Origin of the sequence: Brevibacterium ihuae, assembly GCF_900184225.1 — a bacterium.
Classification (GTDB): Bacteria; Actinomycetota; Actinomycetes; order Actinomycetales; family Brevibacteriaceae; genus Brevibacterium; species Brevibacterium ihuae.
Genome location: NZ_FXWZ01000003.1, coordinates 1,062,543 through 1,080,654, shown reverse-complemented (window position 1 = coordinate 1,080,654; position 18,112 = coordinate 1,062,543). Strand labels below are relative to the sequence as shown.

The following is an 18,112-nucleotide window of genomic DNA, read 5'->3' as shown; positions in this document are numbered from 1 at the left end:
TGGCGGCGGCGGGTCGGCGCACCTGCGGTACGACTTGGGGACCCCCGACGCCGGTCGGTACATTGGTTCCAGGGCAATCATGCAAAGTGTACTCGTCCGCGCCGCCCGCGCGCATATTCCGGAAGGCCAGCCGATGACCGCGATCGCACAGCGCACCGCCGTGTTCGTCGTCCTCGTGCTGTGCGGGATCCTCATGGCGACCTCGGCCCGGCTGTCCGACGGCACCCACCTCCGCAACGAGACCTCGTCCCTGCCGGACATCGTGCAGGAGCGCTCGCGCACCAACGAGGACCTCCAGCAGCGCATCACCGAGCGCCGGGCGTCGATCGAGCAGCTCGAGGAGCGGGCCGCCGACGGCGACGTCCGGGTGGAGGACGCGCGCGCTGCCGCCGACGAGCTCGCGACCGCGGCGTCGACCACCGCGCTCGAGGGGACCGGGCTCACCGTCACCCTCGACGACGCTCCGCCGGAGTCCGCCGGGATCGACGGCGCGAGCCCGAACGACCTCATCATCCACCAGCAGGACCTCGAGGGCGTGATGAATGCGCTGTGGGCCGGCGGCGCCCGCGGCATGTCGGTCCAGGGCCAGCGCATCGTGTCGACCTCCGCGGTCAAGTGCGTGGGCAACACCCTGCGCGTCAACGCCCGCGTGTTCTCCCCGCCCTACACCGTCGAGGTCGTCGGCGACCCCGAGCAGCTGCGCGAGGCGCTCGACGCCTCGCCCGCGGTGACGGTCTTCCGCTCGTACTCCGACCGTCTAGGATTGGGCTGGAAAGTCGAGACGGGGCCGGTCACGCTCACCGAGTACACGGACTCCCTCGAGGTGGACCAGGCGAAGGTGAAGCAGTAGTGGACGAACCCCTGACGCGGCGGGAGCGCAAGGCCCGAGAGGCCGCCGAGCGCGCCCGTTCCGCCGGTTCCGACGCCGCTCCCGCTCACCCCGTCGACGCCCCTCGGCCGCCGCACGCCGGTGCGGGCTATCCGGGTCCGCCGCCCGGTGACGGCCCCGTGCCCGCCGCCGCGCGCCCGGTGATCCGCCCGGCCCATCGCACCTCGGCGTACTCCGGCGCCTACCCCGAACCGGGCCACGGTGCGCGCCCCGCCCCGTCGCGCGGCGACGACACCCGCATGATGAACGCGCCCGCCGACGCCCGCGCCGCCGTCGCCACTGCCTTCGCGGAGCCGGTGATGACGAACCGCGGTCCCGACGGCCCGGAGGATCCCGCCGGCGGCGCTCGCCGGGGTCGCCCCGAGCCCGAACCGCTCGGCTGCGTCCGCGGGACCGTCCGGACCTTCGGCGAGCTGTGCATCACCGCCGGTCTCGTCCTCATCCTCTTCGTCGTGTGGCAGCTGTGGTGGACGGACATCGCCGCGAACGAGGACAACGCGAATCTCGCCGACCAGCTCACGAGCGAATGGGCGGAGAACCCCCGCAACGAGCTGCCGCCGGACCCGGAGACGCCCTATGTCGCGGAGCCGGTGGACATGAACTCCGCGTTCGGCATCGTCTACATCCCGCGCTTCGGCGAGGACTACTACCGCACGATGGCCGAGGGCGTGTCGATGGAGCCCGTCCTCAACCGGATGGGACTGGGCCGGTACCCGAACGCCGCGATGCCCGGCGAGGTCGGCAACTTCGCGCTCGCCGGCCACCGCGTGACCTACGGCAAGCCGCTCAACCTCATCGCCGAGCTCCGTCCCGGCGACGAGATCATCGTGCAGACCGCCGACGGCTTCTACACCTACACCTTCCGGAACTTCGACATCGTGCTCCCCGACGCCACCGAGGTGCTCGCCCCGGTGCCGGACATGCCGGACTTCAAGGGCAAGGACCGGATCATGACCCTCACCGCGTGCAACCCGATGTTCTCCGCGCAGGAGCGCTACATCGCCTACGCCGAGCTCACCGACTGGCAGCCGGCCGCCGAGGGCGTGCCCGAGCGCCTGCAGGACTCGCCAGCCTACGCGAAGGCGAACGAGGGGGTCGTCTGATGTACGGACTCATCTGGCGCGCGCTGCCCGGCAACACCTTCGTCAAGCTCGTCCTCTGCCTGCTCCTCATCGCTGCGGCGGTCTACCTGCTCATGGAGTTCGTGTTCCCCGTCATCGCCCCCTACATGCCCTTCAACGAAGCCACGGTGACCGAGGACGGAGCAGCAGGATGACCGCGCGGATCCTCGTCGTCGACAACTACGACAGCTTCGTCTACACCCTCGTCGGCTACCTGCGCGAGCTCGGCGCGGACACCACGGTGATCCGCAACGACGACGTGCCCGCGGAGCAGGTGCCCGCCCTGCTCGCCGACTACGACGGCGTGCTCCTCTCACCCGGCCCCGGCGTGCCCGCCGAATCCGGCATCTGCCCCGCCGTGGTCCGCGCCTGCGCCGAGCTGCGGGTGCCGATGTTCGGGGTGTGCCTGGGCCACCAGACCCTCGCCGAGGTGTTCGGCGCCACCGTGGCCCACTCGCCCACGCTCATGCACGGGAAGACCTCGCAGCTCACCCACTCCGGGTCCGGGATCTTCGCCGGCTGCCGGGAGCCGCTCACCGCGACGCGCTATCACTCGCTCGCGATCGTCGACTCGACCCTGCCCGTCGAGGTCTTCGAGGTCACCGCGCAGACTGCCGACGGGGTGGTCATGGGCATCGCCCACCGCGACGCGCCGCTGTCCGGTGTCCAGTTCCACCCCGAGTCCGTCCTCACCGAGGACGGCTACCAGATGCTCGGCAACTTCCTCGCCCAGTGCGGGATGCCCGAGGCCGCCGAGGCCGCCCGCGGTCGCTCGCCGATCGCCTCCGCCGGCCTCCACGGCTGAGCCGCCCGACAGCCGAGCGACCGGGGTACCGCCGGGCTCGGCGGGTGTGGGCATCTCCCGGCGGTGAGGCCGGTGCGCCGCCCAGCAGGGCGGTCGGGGTCATCTCCCGGCAGAACGGCCGAGGCCGCCGGCACCTCGGCTGTGGCCGTCCGCTGTTCCGATCGTCCTGTCGCCGCTCGATGCTCAGGTCGTCCTGCTGCCGCGCTCGTTCAGGCCGTGTCGCCGAGCGCGGAGCCGGCCGGTCCCCGGGAGAGCGCCCGGTCGGCGCACAGCGCCTCGCGGGCCGCAGCGAGGTCCACATCGCGCAGATCGCTCACCAGCGTCAGGCGATCCGTTCCCCCGGTCATGTCCTTCGGCACCACGGCGATGACCCGCAGGCCCGCGGTGAGCGCAGCACTGATCCCGTCGGAACCGCTCTCCAGCGCGACCCCGAGCCGGGCGGGCACGCCGAGCTGATGGGAGGCGAGCAGGTGCCCGTAGGGGTCGGGGCGAGGACTCCGCAGCTGCTCGGTGGTGAGCAGCACGTGCGGCTCGGGCAGACCCAGATGGGTGTCGAGCGTCTCCACCCAGGTGCGCGGCATGGAGGACAGATAGGCGATCCGTGCATCCGTGGCGGCGATCCGCGTGAGGAGCTCGCCGGCACCCGGGCGGGCGAGGTCGGTGTCGCGGACGGCGGAGGACAGCAGGTGGAAGATCCTGAGGCGGATGAGGGTGCTCGTCACCGAGGCCCCGGTGCGCGAACGGATGACGTGGGAGAGCGCGTCGCTGATGCCCCGGAGCTCACCGGTGGCGAGCGCGAGGACGAGGGGATCCGGCAGGCGGTCGCCGGCGGTGACCGCGTGCTCGGCGAGGACGGCGCGGGCCACGCGATCCCACACCGTCACCGAATCGAAGACGACGGAGTCGAGGTGGACGGTGATCATCCACGGGACCTGCGCGGACGAGGGTGCCCGGCCCGCTGTCCCGGTGGCTGCGGTCGTGGCGGCCGCCCCCGCGGGTACGGCCGCTTCCACTGGTGCGGCCACCTCCGCGGGCGTGGGCACCTCTGCGGGTGCGGGCACAGGCGGCGCCGACGGCTCGACCGAGGGTGCCGCTGGGAGGGGCGGCACGGCGGCGGGAGCCGGAGCGGGGATGTCGGGGGAGATGCGGTTCACTGCAGGGGTCCGGTCAGTCGCGCCCGTCCGGTCGACCCGGCCGATCCCGGCCCTCGTCGGGGCGGCCGGTGTTGCCCTGGATGCCTCCCTGGTTCTCGTCCCCCTCGTCGCTCGGTCCCTCGGGGAGCGTGGGCCACGGGAGCACGGGTGCGGTCGGCTCCGGGGTGGGCGTCTGCGTGGGCGGTGCGGTCGCCACGGTGATGGTGATCGCCGAGCCCTGGCTCACCTCGCCGCCGCCCTCGGTACTCTGCTCGAAGACCTCGCCCGCGGGATGGTCGGCGGTCTCGGCCTCCTCGACGGTGCAGTCGAGCTGGTAGTCCTCGCCGGCGAGCGTCTCGCAGGCCTCGTCCTCGGTCATCCCGAGGACGTCCGGGACGTCGACCATGCCCGTCGACAGGACCAGGTCGACCGTGGAGTCCTTCGCCACCGTCGAGCCGGCCTCCGGGCGCGTCTCGATGACGGTGCCGGCGTCGACGTCGGGGGAGTTCTCGTCGATGTTGCTCCCGGCGGTGAGCCCCGCGTCGCCGATCGTCTGGCGGGCGAGGGATTCGGAGTCGCCGGCGACATCGGGCACTTCGACGGAGTCCGGCCCGGTCGACACGAAGAGCACGATGAGGTCGCCCTCGGTGACCTGGGAGCCCCCGGGCGGGTCGGTGTTCACGACGTTGCCCTCGCCGATGTCGTCGTCGGCGGTCTCCTCGCGATCGACGCGCAGACCCTGCTCGAGCAGATACTGCTCGGCATCGTCCGCGGCCCGGTCGCGGAGATCCGCGAGCTCGAAGGTGACGATCTCCGGTTCCTTGGACAGGGTGTAGACGAACAGGCCGAGGCCGGCGAGCACGAGGACGAGGAGCGCGCTGCCCACCCACAGCCAGGTCCGGCTGCGCTCGTCGGGCTCCGGTTCGCTGTCCTCCTCGGCGATCGTCGCGACGGAGTTCGTCATCTGCGCCTGGGCCATCGCCTGCGTGGGCTCGCCGAGGGCCGAATAGGCCATCGTCTGCTCCGTGGGCGGGTGCGCGGATCCGGGTCCGGCCGCAGCGGCACCGAGTCCGGCGCCGGCGGCTCCCGCGGCGAAGGCCCCGGGCACCACGCCGAAGGCCTGGGTGGCGTCGGCGTCGTCCTCGAAGCTCAGCGGGCGGCCGTCGCGGGCGGCGAGCACGTCCTCCCGGAACGTGTGGGCGTCCTGGTAGCGGACGGTGCGATCCTTCTGGAGGGCGTGGAGGAGCAGCCGGTCGATGGCCGGGGGGATCTCCGGGTCGTAGTGCGACGGCGGCTTGGGGTCCTCGCCGACGTGCTGGTAGGCGACCGCGAGCTGGGAGTCGCCGACGAAGGGCGGGCGGCCGACGAGCAGCTCGTAGAGGAGGCACGCGGTCGAGTAGAGGTCCGAGCGGGCGTCGACGATCTCGCCGCGGGCCTGCTCGGGGGAGAGGTACTGCGCGGTGCCGACCACCGACTGGGTCTGGGTCAGACTGCCGGTGTCCTCGAGCGCGCGGGCGATCCCGAAGTCCATGACCTTGATGTCGCCTTCGGGCGTGAGCATGACGTTGCCGGGCTTGATGTCGCGGTGGACGATCCCGTTGCGGTGGCTGTAGTCGAGCGGGGCGAGCACCCCGGCGGTGACGTCGAGAGCCTCGCGCACGGTGAGCCGGCCGTGATCGGTGAGGACCTGGCGCAGCGTCCGCCCCTCGACCATCTCCATGACGATGAAGGGGACGTGGACGATGTCCCCGCCGGATTCGGCGAACTCCTGCTCGCCGGAGTCGTAGACGGCGACGATGCCGGGGTGGTTGAGACCGGCGGCCGACTGCGCCTCGCGCTTGAGGCGGGCGTGGAAGGAGGGGTCGCGGGCGAGGTCGGAGCGCAGCAGCTTGATCGCCACGCGACGGCCGAGGCGGGTGTCGACACCCGCATGGACCTCGGCCATCCCGCCGCGGCCCAGCAGCTCCCGGACCTCGTAGCGTCCGGACAGCATCCGCACCTCGCTCATCCGCGTCCTCCGAACGAGGCGTGAACACCGGCGGCACCCGCCGCAGCGGGTGCGGAACCGGCATTGGTCCCCTGGCCGCCGCCGGCGTTGCCCTGGCCCTGGTTGCCCTGGCCGCCGCCGGCGTTCCCCTGGCCCTGGTTGCCCTGGCCGCCGCCGAGGCCCGGATCTTCGTTGCCGCCGCCCGGGTTGCCCCCGTCGTTGCCGCCGCCCGGGTTGCCCCCGTCGTTGCCGCCGCCCGAGTCGCCGCCGTCGTTGCCGCCGCCCTGGTCGCCGCCGTTGCCCTGGTCGCCGCCCTGGTCCTCATCGGGCGCGGGCTCGTCCTCGGGTGCGGGCTCCTGCTCGTCCGGCTCCGGCTCGGGTGCCTGGGTGGGTCGGTCCGGCTCGGGTGCCTGCGTGGGCTCCTCCTGCTCGGGGGCCTCGGCGGGCCCGCCGGAGATCTCGAGGGTGATGGTGTCGCCGGTCTCGAACTCGTAGCCGTCGTTGCCCGCGCGCACACCGTCGACGGTGCCCTCCGCGCGGCTCGAGGACACGGTGACGGTTTCGACCTCGAGCCCGAGGTCCTCGAGGTTCCGGGTGGCGCTCGCCTCGCTCTGGCCGATGTAGTCGTCGGGATCGATGGTGATCGTCTCCGCGGTGGGCTCGGCGGACGCGGTTGCGGTGTCGGTCGGCGCGGGCTCGTCGCCCCCGCCGCCGAGGAACAGCCACAGGATCCAGCCGAGGCCCAGCAGGGCGAGCACGATGAGGATCGTGATGATGACGGTCGGCGCCTTCGACCGCTTCTCCGGCTCGTCCTCGACGAGGTCGGCGTCGCGGCTGCGGGCGCTCGCGGCGATCATCGGGTCGTGGTAGCCCTGGGACGCGGTCGCGGGATCCTGGTTCCAGCTGCCGTTCGGGTCGCCTGCGGCGTGGGCCGCTCCCGCGCCGGCAGCGGCCCCGATCCCGGCCCCTGCCGCGGCGGCACCGGCCGCCGGCATGACCCGGGTGGTCGAAACGTCGTTCTGGTTGAATACCCGGGTGACCGCCTCGGTCGGCGAGGTGCCGCGCATCTGCGGGACGGCGGCCTCGGCCGCGGCGACGTCCCCGGCGAGGAGGGCGCGCGCGGCGGTGGCGACGGCCTGTCCGTCCGCGGGTCGGTCGTCGGGGTTCTTCTGGAGCATCGCGTCGATGAGCCTGCGGACCGGTTCGGACACGGTATCCGGCAGCGGCGGATGCTGGCGATTGACCTGTGCGATCGCGATCTCGACCTGCGACTCCCCGGTGAAGGGGCGGACGCCGGCGAGCGCCTCGTACATGATGATGCCGAGCGAGTAGAGGTCGGACTTCGACGTCGAGCCCTTGCCGGTGGCCTGCTCGGGAGCGAGGTACTGGGCGGTGCCCATGACCTGGCCGGTCTTCGTCAGCGGTGCCTGGTCGGCCACCCGGGCGATCCCGAAATCGGTGATCTTGACGCGGAACTCCGGGGTGATGAGGAGGTTTCCGGGCTTGATGTCGCGGTGCACGACGCCGGAGCGGTGGGCGGCGTTGAGCGCCTGTGCGGCCTGCGCGCCGATGTCGAGGACGTCGCGCTCGGGCATCCCGCCGTTGCGGTCGAGGATCGCTGACAGCGCCTCGCCGGGGACGTACTCCATGACGAGGTACGGCGAGCCGTTCTCCTCGCCGTAGTCGAACACGCCGGCGATGCCGGGGTCGGAGACCGCGCCCATGCTGCGCGCCTCGGCCCGGAAGCGGTCGAGGAACGACTGATCGGAGAGGTACTCCTCCTTCATGATCTTCGCCGCGATCTCGCGCGCGAGCACGGTGTCGCGCCCGCGCCACACCTCGCCCATCCCGCCGACCGCGATCCGGCTGGTGAGCTCGTACCGGTCGCCGAGCATGGTTCCTGCACCGGGCCTCATTCGCTGATCACCGCTTCCATCACTGCCTGAGCAATCGGTCCTGCCACCCGTCCGCCGGACGCCTGGCTGCCGGCGTTGCCGCCGCTCTCCACGACCACGGCGACCGCGACCTGCGGGTCGTCCGCGGGGGCGAAGGAGGTGAACCACGCGTGGGGCGCGGCACCCTGTGCGTGCTGCGCGGTGCCGGTCTTCGCCGCGACGTCGACCCCGGGGATCTGGGCGGCGGTGCCCGTTCCCTCGTCGACGACGCCCACCATCATCTCGGTGAGGGCGGCGGCGGTGTCGGAGCTGATGGGCTGTGAGAACTGGCTCGGGCTCGGTTCGTCGATGAGATCGAGGGTGCGGGCGTTGCGCACCTGATCGATGAGCTGAGGCTGCATGAGGGTCCCTCCGTTGGCGATCGCCGAGGACACCATCGCCATCTGGAGCGGCGTGGCGCGGACCTCGTACTGGCCGAGTGCGGATTGCGCGAGCTGCGGAGCGTTGGTGTCCGAGGGGAAGCTCGAGGCGCTGACGGTGAGGGGGATGTCGAAGCTCTCGCCGAACCCGAACTCCTGGGCCTGGGCGCTCATCGCGTCCTGGCCGAGCGACATTCCGAGGTCGGCGAACGAGGTGTTGCACGAGTCGATGAGCGACTGCGCGAGGGTGACGGTGCCTCCGGATCCGCAGGCACCGCCTCCGGAGTTCGAGATCGTCGCGGTCGTCTCCGGCAGATCGAGGGTCGCCGGGCCCGGCAGCTCGGACTCCGGCGTGTACTCGCCGGACTCGAGCGCGGCCGCGGCGGTGACGAGCTTGAACGTCGAGCCCGGCGGGTAGAGATTGCCGCCGATCGCCCGGTTGTAGGCGGGATTGTCCTCGTCGGCGATGAGGTTCTCGTACGCATTGAGCGCCGAATCGCGGTCGTGCGAGGCGATGGGGTTGGGGTCCCAGCCCGGCGAGGAGACCATCGCGAGCACGTCGCCGGTCTTCGGGTCGAGGGCGACGACGGCGCCCTTCTGGCCGCCGAGCCCGTTCCAGGCGGCCATCTGCGCCTCCGGGTCGACGGTGATCTCGACGGCCGCACCGGCCGGCTGAGTGCCGTTGAGGATGTTCGAGATCTTGTCGTAGAACAGGGCGTCATCGGTGCCGGCGAGCAGGCTGTTCTCGGTCTTCTCCAGCCCGGTGGCGCCGGACACGATCGAGAAGAATCCGGTGATCGGGGCGTAGACCTCCGCGGGCAGGCCCTCGGCGCCGTAGGTGCGCTGGTACTCGTAGGTGTCGTCGACGGGCACCGAGTATGCGACCGGGGTGCCGTCGACGAGGATCGGGCCGCGCTCGCGGGACAGCTCCTCGACGAGGGTGCGGGTGTTGAGCTCGTTGTCGCGCAGGGCCTGCGCCTGGAAGTACTGGACGACGCTCGTCGAGCCGAACAGCAGCGCGAACATCACGAAGCCGACGAGGGCGAGGTGTTTGAGCGGGTGGTTCATCGCCGCTCACCCCCCGTCGCGCCGTCGGTCGGATCGCCGGCCGGGCCGGCGGCGCTCGCGGATCCGCCAGTCGCATCGTCGCCGCGGACGACATGGGCGGACGTCGCGATGTCGGCCTCCGGGTCGGGTGCCGCCGGGTGGACGGTGGTGGGGACCTCGGCCTCGGGATCGGGGTCGCCGCCGGATTCCGTGGCGGGATGCCCGGCGCCCGGATCCCGGCGAGCGGCGGGCGTGCGCACCTCGGCGTCGCGGAGCCGGCGGGTCGAGTTGCGGACGGACTCCGCGGGATCGTGGAGGACGGTGAGCACACCGGTCTGGAACTCCTCGGCCGGACGGCGCGCGTTGTCGGAGATCCGCAGGAGCAGCCCGATGATGATCCAGCTGCGGAGGGGGGGGGACCCGCGGGGGGGGGGGAGGGGGGGGGGGGGGCGGGGGGGGGGGAGGGGGGGGGTGACCCCGCCGATGACGATGAAGCACTGGAGGGCGATGGTGAACGTCAGTCCCACGGTGAGCAGGGTGCCGAAGCCGTCGCGCACGCTCGCCGCGATCTTCATGCCGCGCTGGAACAGGATGACGTAGAGCAGGAGGATCGCGAACAGCCCGACCATCCCGAGCTCCTCGCCGAGGGAGGCGTAGATGAAGTCGGATTCGGCGTAGGGCACGACGTTCGGGCGGCCCTCGCCCAGCCCGGTGCCGGTGAGCCCGCCGGAGGCCATGCCGAACAGGCCCTGGACGAGCTGGTAGGAGCCGCCCGGCGTCTTCTCGAACTCCTCGCGGGTGAGCGCGCCCAGCCAGCCGTCGATGCGCTGCTGGACGTGGGAGAAGATCTGGGCGGCGACGACTGCGCCGGCGGCGAACATCCCGAGCCCGAGGAAGATCCACGTCTTCTTCCCGGTGGCGACGTAGAGCATCGCGACGAACAGGCCGAAGAACAGGAGCGAGGTGCCGAGGTCGCGCTGGAACACGAGGATCCCGACGCTCGCCACCCAGGCGATGATGATCGGGCCGAGGTCGCGCAGCCGCGGGAAGCGGATGCCGAGGATCTTCGGCCCAGCGAGCACGAGCTGATCGCGGTAGCTCACGAGGTAGCCGGCGAAGAACACCGCGAGGAGGATCTTCGCGATCTCGCCCGGCTGGAAGGAGAAGGGACCCAAGTGGATCCAGATCCGGGCGCCGTTGATCGTCGTGCCGAGCCCCGGGATGAGCGGCAGCAGGAGGAGGAAGAGCGCGGCGAACCCGCAGGTGTAGGTGAAGCGGCGAAGCAGCCGGTGGTCGCGGAGGAGCACGACGACGAGGCCGGCGAGGATCGTGCCGAGCGTCATCCAGATGAGCTGCGAGTTCGCCGTCGAGGAGTCGGTGGCGAGGTCGATGCGGTAGATCATCGCGAGCCCGATGCCGTTGAGGAGCACTGCGATCGGGACGATCACCGGGTCGGCGTACTTGGCCCGCCACCAGATGAGGACGTGGAGGCCCAGGCCGAGGGCGGCGAGCAGGCCGGTGTAGACGTAGACGTTCGCCGGCACGGTGTCCTCGGCGCCGAGGCCGACGAGGGCGTAGCCGCCGGCGGAGATGATGACGGCGATCGCGATGAGGCCGAGCTCGGCGAACCGGTAGGTGCGCGGGCCCTGCGCGGACGGGGCGACCGCCTCCGGCGTCCGGGCCGGGGCCTGGGCGGGGGCGTAGGTCATCACGGGCCTCCCGCGGCGCCCGGCTCCTCGGCCGGAGCCTCGTCGGGGGCGTCCTGCGAGGCGGCGGGCGCCGGCCGGAGCCTCGTCGGGGGCGTCCTGCGAGGCGGCGGGCGCGGGGTCGGACTCGACGGGGGCGTTCGTCACGCCGCCCTCCATCTGGGTGGGGGCGTTCGCCTCGGCCTCGTCGCGGAGGGTGTCGACGACGGCGTCGGCGGCGGCGCGGTCCCCGGCGGGGATCGTCGCCTCGAGGCGGCTCTGCGAGAACGCGGAGAGCTGGTCCACGGGGATGTCGGTGGACTCCTCGAGCGAGCTCAGGTCGAGCGGGCCGAGCGACTGGGAGACCCCGCGGTAGATCGCGACGGTGCCCGCGTCCTCGGCGACGTAGTACTGGCCGCGGACGTAGGTCCAGCCGACGACGCCGGCGATCGCGACGGCGGCGAGCACGAGGACGGTGACGAGGAGGGGGACGAGGGGCCCGCGCCGGCGCGGCCGGTCCTCGGCGCCCCAGTCGTCGAGGTCGTCGTCATCGCCGGGGTGCGCGTCATCGTGCGAACGCTCGTCGGTCCGGGTGGCGGTGCCGGTGGCCGCAGCGGCGCCGGCGGTTCCGACTGCGGCCGCGCGGCCGGTGTCGCCCTCCGCGGAGGCGTGTGCGGTACCGGATCCGGCGCGGAGCGGCTGGGTGTCGCCGGTGCGGGCCTCGGGGGTCCCGGATCCGGCGCGGTCCGCGTCCTGGTCGCTCCCCACGGCGTCGATCTGCTGGGTGTCGGCCTCGTCGTCGACGATGTCGAGCTGCCCGGTCGGGATGAGCTCGGTGCGGGCCTCGCCCTGACCGAGGAGGGCGTACTGCGGATTGATCCGGACCGAGCCGACGGATTCCCCGGCGGCGACATGTGCGGTGTCGTCCGGGGCGACGACGTCGCCGATGACGACGGTGACGTTGTCGGCACCCCCGCCGGCGAGCGCGAGGTCGACGAGCCGGTCGCAGCACGCGCCCGGATCGGAGATCCCGGTGAGGGCCTCGACGATGTCGTCGTGCGCAGCGAAGCCGGTGAGTCCGTCGGAGCACACCATCCAGCGGTCGCCGGGACGGGTGTCGCGCAGCGAGAGGTCGAGTTCGGGGGCGGCGCCGACGTCGCCGAGCACGCGCATGACGACGGAGCGCTGCGGGTGGGACTCCGCCTCCTCGAGGGTGATGCGCCCCTCGTCGACGAGCATCTGGACGAAGGTGTGGTCGTGGGTGACGAGGGTGAGCTCGCCGTCGCGCAGGAGGAAGGCGCGGGAGTCGCCGATGTGGGCGAGCGCCAGCCGATCGCCGCTGCGGAGCAGCGCGGTGACGGTGGTGCCCATGCCGGCGAGCTCGGGCTGTTCGGCGACGCAGGCGGTGATGCGCTCGTTGGCATCGAGGATCGACTGGCGCAGCACGTCGAGCGCGGCGCTCCCCTGGTCGGGGGTGTCGAGGCAGGACAGCCGGGCGACGGTGATCGCGGATGCGACGTCGCCGCCGGCGTGGCCGCCCATGCCGTCGGCGACGAGCAGGAAGTTCGGCCCGGCATAGCCGGAGTCCTGGTTGTTCTTGCGCACGAGGCCCGTGTGGGAGCGGGCCGCGGATCGCAGCATGAAGTCCTGGCTGCTGCTCACGAACGAAGCTCCAGAGTGGTGTGGCCGATGGTGACGGGGGTGCCGATCCGCATCTGCACGGGGGAGTGCAGCCGCTGGCCGTCGATGAATGTGCCGTTGGTCGAACCGAGGTCCTCGACGTACCAGCGGCCGGAGTCGGGCACGATCCGGGCGTGGCTGCCGGAGGCGAAGTCGTCCTCGAGGACGAGGGTGTTGCCGCCCGCGCGCCCGAGCGTGATCGGTGCCGATCCGAGCGGCACGACCATCCCGGCGAGCGCGCCCGAGGTGACGTGGAGCTCGCGCGGCTGCGGCGGTCCCGCCCCCCCGCCCCCGCCGACGGTGCGCCGGCGGGTGCGGGGGTGCGGGAACCGCGCGACCGGCCACGGCGAGCGGCGCGGTTGCTGCGGCGCGGACCGAAGAGATCCTGGCGGAGGACCCCGGCGACGAGGAAGACGAAGATCCACAGCAGCGCGAAGAACGCGAAGCGCAGGACCATGACGGTGAACTCGCTCATCGGCCTCCCGTCTCCGTCTCGCGGAACACGACGGCGGTGTCGCCCGCAGTGAGGGCGGCGCCGTCGGTGAGCGTCACCGAGGTGATCCGGCGCCCGTCGAGCAGCGTGCCGTTCGTCGATCCGAGGTCGGTGGCGACCGCACGGGCACCGGAGACGGTGATCTCGAAGTGGCGGCGGGACACCCCGGGGTCGTCGAGGACGATGTCGGCGCTGCTCGAGGAGCGGCCGAACACCGTGGTGCCCTGGGAGAGCCGCCGGACCCGGCCGTCGATCTCGACCGCCGGGTGCCGGGGATCCTCGCTGCGGGGGACCGGGGCGGGCGCCTCGGCGACGCGCTGCGGGCCGCTGTGGGTGTGGGCGTAGGCCTCGGGCACGACCGGGTTCGCCCGGGAGGGCGGGTCGTAGCCGCCCCGGTTCTGCGGCTGGGCGGCGGGCGAGCCGTCGGGGCGCTTGGTCGAGGCGCGCACGCGGTACATCCCGGTGTCGAGGTCCTCGGCGACCTCGAGGGTGACGATGACGGGGCCGACGAAGCTGTAGCCCTGGTCCATCGCGTGATCGCCGACGACCTGGCGGAGGTCGGCGCGCAGCTCGGCCTGGATCGGCTCGAGGCGTTCGTAGTCGTGCTGCGAGAGCTCGATGATGAAGCTGTTGGCGGTGAGGGTGCGCCCGCGGGACACGACGGCGGCGCGGGTGTCGGCCTCCTTGCGGAGGGCTCCGGCGAGCTCGACGGGCTCGACCTGGGAGCGGAAGGCCTTCGCGAAGGCACCGTTGACCACGCGCTCGATGCCCTTCTCGAACCGGTCGAGTACGCCCATGGCCTGCCTCCTTCCGACCGCCGTGCCGGTCGCCGAGGCGGCGCCGCCAGCCAACACTGTCAACACTCCATGCTAACGGCACACGCCGGGGATGACATGTCGAGCGCCGTTCGCACCGGGATTCCCCGGTGGCCGTGCGGGGATTCACCAGGTCGGCGGGCCGGGTTCGGAGGTGCTGTGCGCCGCCGTACTGCGGAGTATGTACCGATCTGCGCGCAATTGCGCGCAGATCGGTGGATACCGCGCAGTACGGCGAGGTCTGCGGGCGGATCAATCCTGAGCACGTGCTCACCGGAGTGCGGGGCCGCCCGAGCCGACGGCGCACGCGGTGCCCGAGGCACCGGTGCGGACAGCGTGCGGAGCGGTGTGCTGGGTCCGGGAGGGCCGCCTGAGGCGCGTGATCCCGCCTCGGGCAGCGTTCGGTGCGGACCGTCGCCGAGGCGCGCGGTGGGCGCCTCGGGCAGCGTCCGGTGGGCGCCCTGCGAGCCGGCGTGGACCGGTTTGGGCGCGGACTGCCCGTGATGTTAGTGTTTCCTGTTGTCACTCGCGCGAGTGGCGGAATTGGTAGACGCGCTGGCTTCAGGTGCCAGTGATCGAAAGGTCGTGGGGGTTCAAGTCCCCCCTCGCGCACAGCAGCCGAAGGCCCGGACGGATCCGTCCGGGCCTTCGTCGTCCCGGCCGAGGCCGGCCCGCCCGCGCACACATGTCCGGACTTTTCGGGCTCTCGGGCGGGCGCGGGTGCGGAATCCGGAGCCCGACCCTGGCACTATGGGGGCATGGCAGTCTTCACCCACTCCGTCGAGGTCCCCCACCCGCTCGACACAGTCCGCACCTGGCACTCGCGGCAGGGCGCCCTCACCCGACTCAGCCCCGAATGGGCGCAGGAGATCGTCGAGGAGTCGTATCCGCCGCTCGCGCCCGGCAGCAAGGTTCGGATGAAGGCGACAGTTCCCGGCACCCGCGGAGTCGTCCGCGTTCCCGTCGTGTGCGAGCACGAGGCCGGTCCCGAGCCGCATTCGTTCGTCGACCGGATGACCACCGGCCCGTTCCACTCCTGGCGGCACACGCACACCTTTGGCCCCGCAGCGAACAGCTCGGCAGGGGCGTGCACGATCTCCGACCACGTCGAGTACCGCCTCGCGCCTCCGGGCGGCCCGTTCCCCGACGGGTTCGACTCCCTCGCGATGGACGCGATGCTGACGAACATCTTCACCGCCCGCACCGCCCGGCTGCTCGGCGACCTCGGATTCCACGCCGACCTCGCCGCACGCTTCGGCGGCGAACCGCGGCGCATCCTCATCGCCGGCGCCTCAGGCCTCATCGGGCGCCAGGTCGCCGCTCTCCTGTCGACCGGCGGCCACGAGGTCCGCAGGCTCGTCCGGTCCACTCCGTGGCGCGAGGACGAGGTGCGGTGGAATCCCGGACTCGGTCTCCTCGACGCGCGGGCGCTCGCCTGGGCCGACGTCGTCATCTGCCTGAGCGGCGCGAGCATCGGCACCCGCTTCACCGAGCGTGCGCGCGAGCGCATCCTGTCCTCCCGCCTCGACAGCACGCGCCTCCTCGTCCTCACCATGGAGCAGCTCGACCCCGCGGACCGGCCGGACGCCTTCGTGTGCGCCTCGGCCGTGGGCTACTACGGATCGGAGCGCGGTGACGTCCGGTTGGACGAGGACGCCGCCTCGGGCGAGGGCTTCCTCGCCGAAGTGTGCCGCCGCTGGGAGGCCGAGGCTGCCCGCGCCGCGGACCTCGGGGTGCGCACCGTGTCGATCCGCACCGGGGTCGTGCTCACCTCGCTCGGCGGTCCGCTGCGGATGCAGCTCCCGCTCTATCTCGTCGGGCTCGGCGGCCGGGTGGGCGCGGGGGACCAGTGGCTCTCATGGATCTCGCTCGACGACATCGCCCAGGTCTATGCCCGGGCCGCGCTCGACGACGGCCTCTCCGGCCCGATCAACGCCGTCGCCCCCGAACCGGTCCAGCAGCAGGAGTTCGCGCAGGCGCTCGGCGACGTGCTCTCCGTGCCGTCCGTCATCCCGGTCCCCCCGATCGCGCCCGCGCTGCTGCTCGGCCCCCAGGCGGCACGCGAGCTCGCGCTCGCCGACCAGCGGGTGGTGCCCGAGGCGCTCGCTGGCGTCGATCACCGGTTCCGCCACCCGACTCTCGACGATGCGCTCCGGGCGACCCTGTGGAGTCCTGCCGCGGACTGATCTTCTTACCGAGAAGTAACTTCGGTCGGGCGCCCCGGGATCGCCTCTGACCTGGTCCGATCCGGGGGGTCAGCGCTGAACCGAGCCGCTATCTCACCCCCTGATCGCTCCCTGTGCCTGGCCTGTGCAGTTCCTGCTTGCTAGGGTTCGGTGACGGTGCCGAAACCGGACCGACCCTCCGGACGTACAGCTACTGCCGCGCCACGTGACTATGAGTCCTCATTCCGCACTCGCCCATGCCGCACCGCCGTCGACCGACGTCTTGGCCGCAGCCTCCGGCATCGACCAGGCGGTCGAGACGATGTTCGCCCCCATCGCGAACGTCCTCTCCGCCATCGTGTTCTTCGGGGTTCCCGTCGGGGGGACCGAGCTGCCCCTCATCGTCGTGTGGCTCATGGCCGCAGCGGTGTTCCTCACCGTCTACCTCCGCTTCCAGCCGATCACCGGCCTCGCTCACTCCGTCAAGGTCATCCGGGGCAAGCTCACGCGCAAGACCGACCCGGGCGAGGTGTCGTCGTTCCAGGCGCTCGCCACCGAGCTCTCCGGCACCGTGGGACTCGGCAACATCGCCGGCGTCGCGGTCGCGATCACCATCGGCGGCCCGGGTGCGGCCCTTTGGATCATCATCTTCGGCCTCCTCGCGATGACCGTGAAGATGGCCGAGGCGACTCTCGGCGTCAAGTACCGCACGATCCTGCCCGACGGCACCACCTCGGGCGGACCGATGTACTACCTGCGCGACGGGCTCGCCGACATCGGCCGGCCGAAGATGGGCAAGTTCCTCGCCTACTTCTACGCGATCACCACCGTGGTGGGCGTGTTCGGCGCCGGCAATCTCTTCCAGGCGAACCAGTCCGCCGCCATCCTCGTCAACTCGACCGGCGGCGAGGACAGCTTCTTCGCCGACAAGCTCTGGCTCATCGGCCTCATCATGGCGATCGTCGCCGGCGTCGTCATCCTCGGCGGCATCACCTCGATCGCCCGCTGGACCTCGGCGATCACCCCGCTCATGGCGATCCTGTACTTCGTGTCGGTCGTCATCATCCTGCTGCTCAACTTCACCGCGATCCCCAATGCCTTCGTGCTGATGTTCCAGGGCGCGTTCACCGGCGAGGGGATCGTCGGCGGCATCGTCGGCGTGGCGATCGTCGGCATCCAGCGTGCGCTGTTCTCGAACGCGGCGGGCATCGGCTCGGCCGGCATGGCGCACTCGGCCGTGAAGACCTCGCGCCCGGCGACCGAGGGCTTCACCGCGATGTGGGAGCCGCTCATCGACTCGGTGGTCATCTGCACCCTCACCGCGCTCGCGATCATTACCACCGGCCTCTACGACGCCGACGCCGGCGACGGCTCCACCGAGGCCGGCGTCAACCTCACCGCCCAGGCGTTCGGCACGGTCGCCGGCTGGTTCCCGTACATCCTCACCGTCTGCGTGGTGCTCTTCGCGTTCTCGACGATCCTGTCCTACGCCTACTACGGCCAGAAGGCGATCGGCTTCCTCACTAAGGAATCGGCCGTCGCGCAGAAGGTCTTCCAGGTCGTGTGGGTCGTCGCGGTCGTCGTCGGTGCCTCGATCTCGCTCAGCAGCGTCATCGCGTTCTCCGATGCGATGTTCTTCCTCATGAGCGTCCCGAACCTGCTCGGCATCTACTTCCTGTCGAAGGTGCTCCGCCTCGAGATCCTGCGCCACAAGCGCCAGGCCGCGTCCGGCACCCTCGAGGAGATCCCGGAGGACCTCCAGGTGGGTCTGCGGAACCACACTCCCACGGAGGAGCAGGTCGCCTCGGAGAAGAAGCGCCGGGCCGGTGTGCGCGAGAAGCGCAAGCGGATCCGCGACAGCTTCCGCAAGGCGCAGAAGGATCGTGGGGTCGACGTCAAGGACGACCGGGTGTGACGGCGTCCGCGTGCGCGCCGGTGAGCTGATCACCGGCCCGGCACAGGTGTCTCGACACCGCTG

General features: G+C 71.9%; 13 protein-coding genes and 1 tRNA gene. 7 read left to right on the top strand and 7 right to left on the bottom strand.

Translation table 11 applies throughout. From position 1 onward, the window contains the following. The first annotated feature begins 133 nt into the window (after window positions 1-133). From C1A17_RS10120 to C1A17_RS10110, 4 genes are read left to right on the top strand one after another with little or no spacing between them, the layout of a single operon-like run. On the top strand, window positions 134-850 hold the full coding sequence (locus C1A17_RS10120; RefSeq protein WP_180953292.1) for a DUF881 domain-containing protein: 717 nt from the start codon (window positions 134-136) through the stop codon (window positions 848-850). Further along, entirely contained in the window at window positions 850-1,992 is a 1,143-nt protein-coding gene (locus C1A17_RS10115) for a class E sortase (protein ID WP_245873670.1), read from the top strand. The genes C1A17_RS10120 and C1A17_RS10115 overlap by 1 nt, the downstream gene beginning before the upstream one ends. Beyond that, entirely contained in the window at window positions 1,992-2,165 is a 174-nt protein-coding gene (locus tag C1A17_RS14225) for a hypothetical protein (protein ID WP_180953291.1), read from the top strand. The genes C1A17_RS10115 and C1A17_RS14225 overlap by 1 nt, the downstream gene beginning before the upstream one ends. Beyond that, window positions 2,162-2,815: an anthranilate synthase component II gene (locus C1A17_RS10110; protein WP_101652857.1), complete on the top strand. Its 654-nt coding sequence runs from the start codon at window positions 2,162-2,164 to the stop codon at window positions 2,813-2,815. The genes C1A17_RS14225 and C1A17_RS10110 overlap by 4 nt, the downstream gene beginning before the upstream one ends. A gap of 209 nt (window positions 2,816-3,024) precedes the next feature. Here C1A17_RS10110 and C1A17_RS10105 read toward each other — a convergent pair whose 3' ends face one another. The 7 genes from C1A17_RS10105 to C1A17_RS10070 form a co-directional block, all read right to left on the bottom strand. After that, entirely contained in the window at window positions 3,025-3,738 is a 714-nt protein-coding gene (locus C1A17_RS10105; RefSeq protein WP_101652856.1) for an HAD family hydrolase, read from the bottom strand. Window positions 3,739-3,982: 244 nt separating this feature from the next. Next, on the bottom strand, window positions 3,983-5,956 hold the full coding sequence (pknB, locus tag C1A17_RS10100; RefSeq protein WP_101652855.1) for a Stk1 family PASTA domain-containing Ser/Thr kinase: 1,974 nt from the start codon (window positions 5,954-5,956) through the stop codon (window positions 3,983-3,985). Next, window positions 5,953-7,830, bottom strand: coding sequence for a protein kinase domain-containing protein (locus C1A17_RS14220; protein WP_245873669.1), 1,878 nt, complete (start codon window positions 7,828-7,830; stop codon window positions 5,953-5,955). The genes pknB and C1A17_RS14220 overlap by 4 nt, the downstream gene beginning before the upstream one ends. A 17-nt stretch (window positions 7,831-7,847) precedes the next feature. After that, window positions 7,848-9,317: a peptidoglycan D,D-transpeptidase FtsI family protein gene (locus tag C1A17_RS10090; protein ID WP_101652854.1), complete on the bottom strand. Its 1,470-nt coding sequence runs from the start codon at window positions 9,315-9,317 to the stop codon at window positions 7,848-7,850. Further along, complete coding sequence (locus tag C1A17_RS14595) at window positions 9,314-12,643, bottom strand: FtsW/RodA/SpoVE family cell cycle protein (RefSeq protein WP_245873668.1); 3,330 nt, start codon at window positions 12,641-12,643, stop codon at window positions 9,314-9,316. Before C1A17_RS14595 ends, C1A17_RS10090 begins: the two co-directional genes overlap by 4 nt. Next, window positions 12,640-13,086 carry an FHA domain-containing protein FhaB/FipA gene (locus tag C1A17_RS14830; protein ID WP_425427298.1) on the bottom strand — a complete coding sequence of 149 codons (447 nt, stop codon included), beginning with the start codon at window positions 13,084-13,086 and terminating at the stop codon, window positions 12,640-12,642. The genes C1A17_RS14595 and C1A17_RS14830 overlap by 4 nt, the downstream gene beginning before the upstream one ends. A gap of 46 nt (window positions 13,087-13,132) precedes the next feature. Beyond that, window positions 13,133-13,951 carry an FHA domain-containing protein gene (locus C1A17_RS10070; RefSeq protein WP_101652853.1) on the bottom strand — a complete coding sequence of 273 codons (819 nt, stop codon included), beginning with the start codon at window positions 13,949-13,951 and terminating at the stop codon, window positions 13,133-13,135. A gap of 546 nt (window positions 13,952-14,497) precedes the next feature. Here C1A17_RS10070 and C1A17_RS10065 point away from each other — a divergent pair. The 3 genes from C1A17_RS10065 to C1A17_RS10055 all read left to right on the top strand — a co-directional run bounded on the left by C1A17_RS10065 (window position 14,498) and on the right by C1A17_RS10055 (window position 18,049). Next, window positions 14,498-14,581, top strand: a tRNA-Leu gene (locus C1A17_RS10065). Between the two features lie 146 nt (window positions 14,582-14,727). Next, window positions 14,728-16,155: a TIGR01777 family oxidoreductase gene (locus C1A17_RS10060; RefSeq protein WP_101652852.1), complete on the top strand. Its 1,428-nt coding sequence runs from the start codon at window positions 14,728-14,730 to the stop codon at window positions 16,153-16,155. Window positions 16,156-16,366: 211 nt separating this feature from the next. After that, window positions 16,367-18,049, top strand: coding sequence for an alanine/glycine:cation symporter family protein (locus tag C1A17_RS10055; protein WP_101652851.1), 1,683 nt, complete (start codon window positions 16,367-16,369; stop codon window positions 18,047-18,049). Window positions 18,050-18,112 lie beyond the last annotated feature (63 nt).

Coding starts and splice junctions, on each gene's coding strand:
- C1A17_RS10120 (WP_180953292.1), top strand. CDS start 134: ATGACCGCGATCGCACAGCGCACCGCCGTGTTCGTCGTCCTCGTGCTG.
- C1A17_RS14225 (WP_180953291.1), top strand. CDS start 1,992: ATGTACGGACTCATCTGGCGCGCGCTGCCCGGCAACACCTTCGTCAAG.
- C1A17_RS10110 (WP_101652857.1), top strand. CDS start 2,162: ATGACCGCGCGGATCCTCGTCGTCGACAACTACGACAGCTTCGTCTAC.
- C1A17_RS10105 (WP_101652856.1), bottom strand. CDS start 3,738: ATGATCACCGTCCACCTCGACTCCGTCGTCTTCGATTCGGTGACGGTG.
- pknB (WP_101652855.1), bottom strand. CDS start 5,956: ATGAGCGAGGTGCGGATGCTGTCCGGACGCTACGAGGTCCGGGAGCTG.
- C1A17_RS14220 (WP_245873669.1), bottom strand. CDS start 7,830: ATGCTCGGCGACCGGTACGAGCTCACCAGCCGGATCGCGGTCGGCGGG.
- C1A17_RS10090 (WP_101652854.1), bottom strand. CDS start 9,317: ATGAACCACCCGCTCAAACACCTCGCCCTCGTCGGCTTCGTGATGTTC.
- C1A17_RS10070 (WP_101652853.1), bottom strand. CDS start 13,951: ATGGGCGTACTCGACCGGTTCGAGAAGGGCATCGAGCGCGTGGTCAAC.
- C1A17_RS10060 (WP_101652852.1), top strand. CDS start 14,728: ATGGCAGTCTTCACCCACTCCGTCGAGGTCCCCCACCCGCTCGACACA.
- C1A17_RS10055 (WP_101652851.1), top strand. CDS start 16,367: ATGAGTCCTCATTCCGCACTCGCCCATGCCGCACCGCCGTCGACCGAC.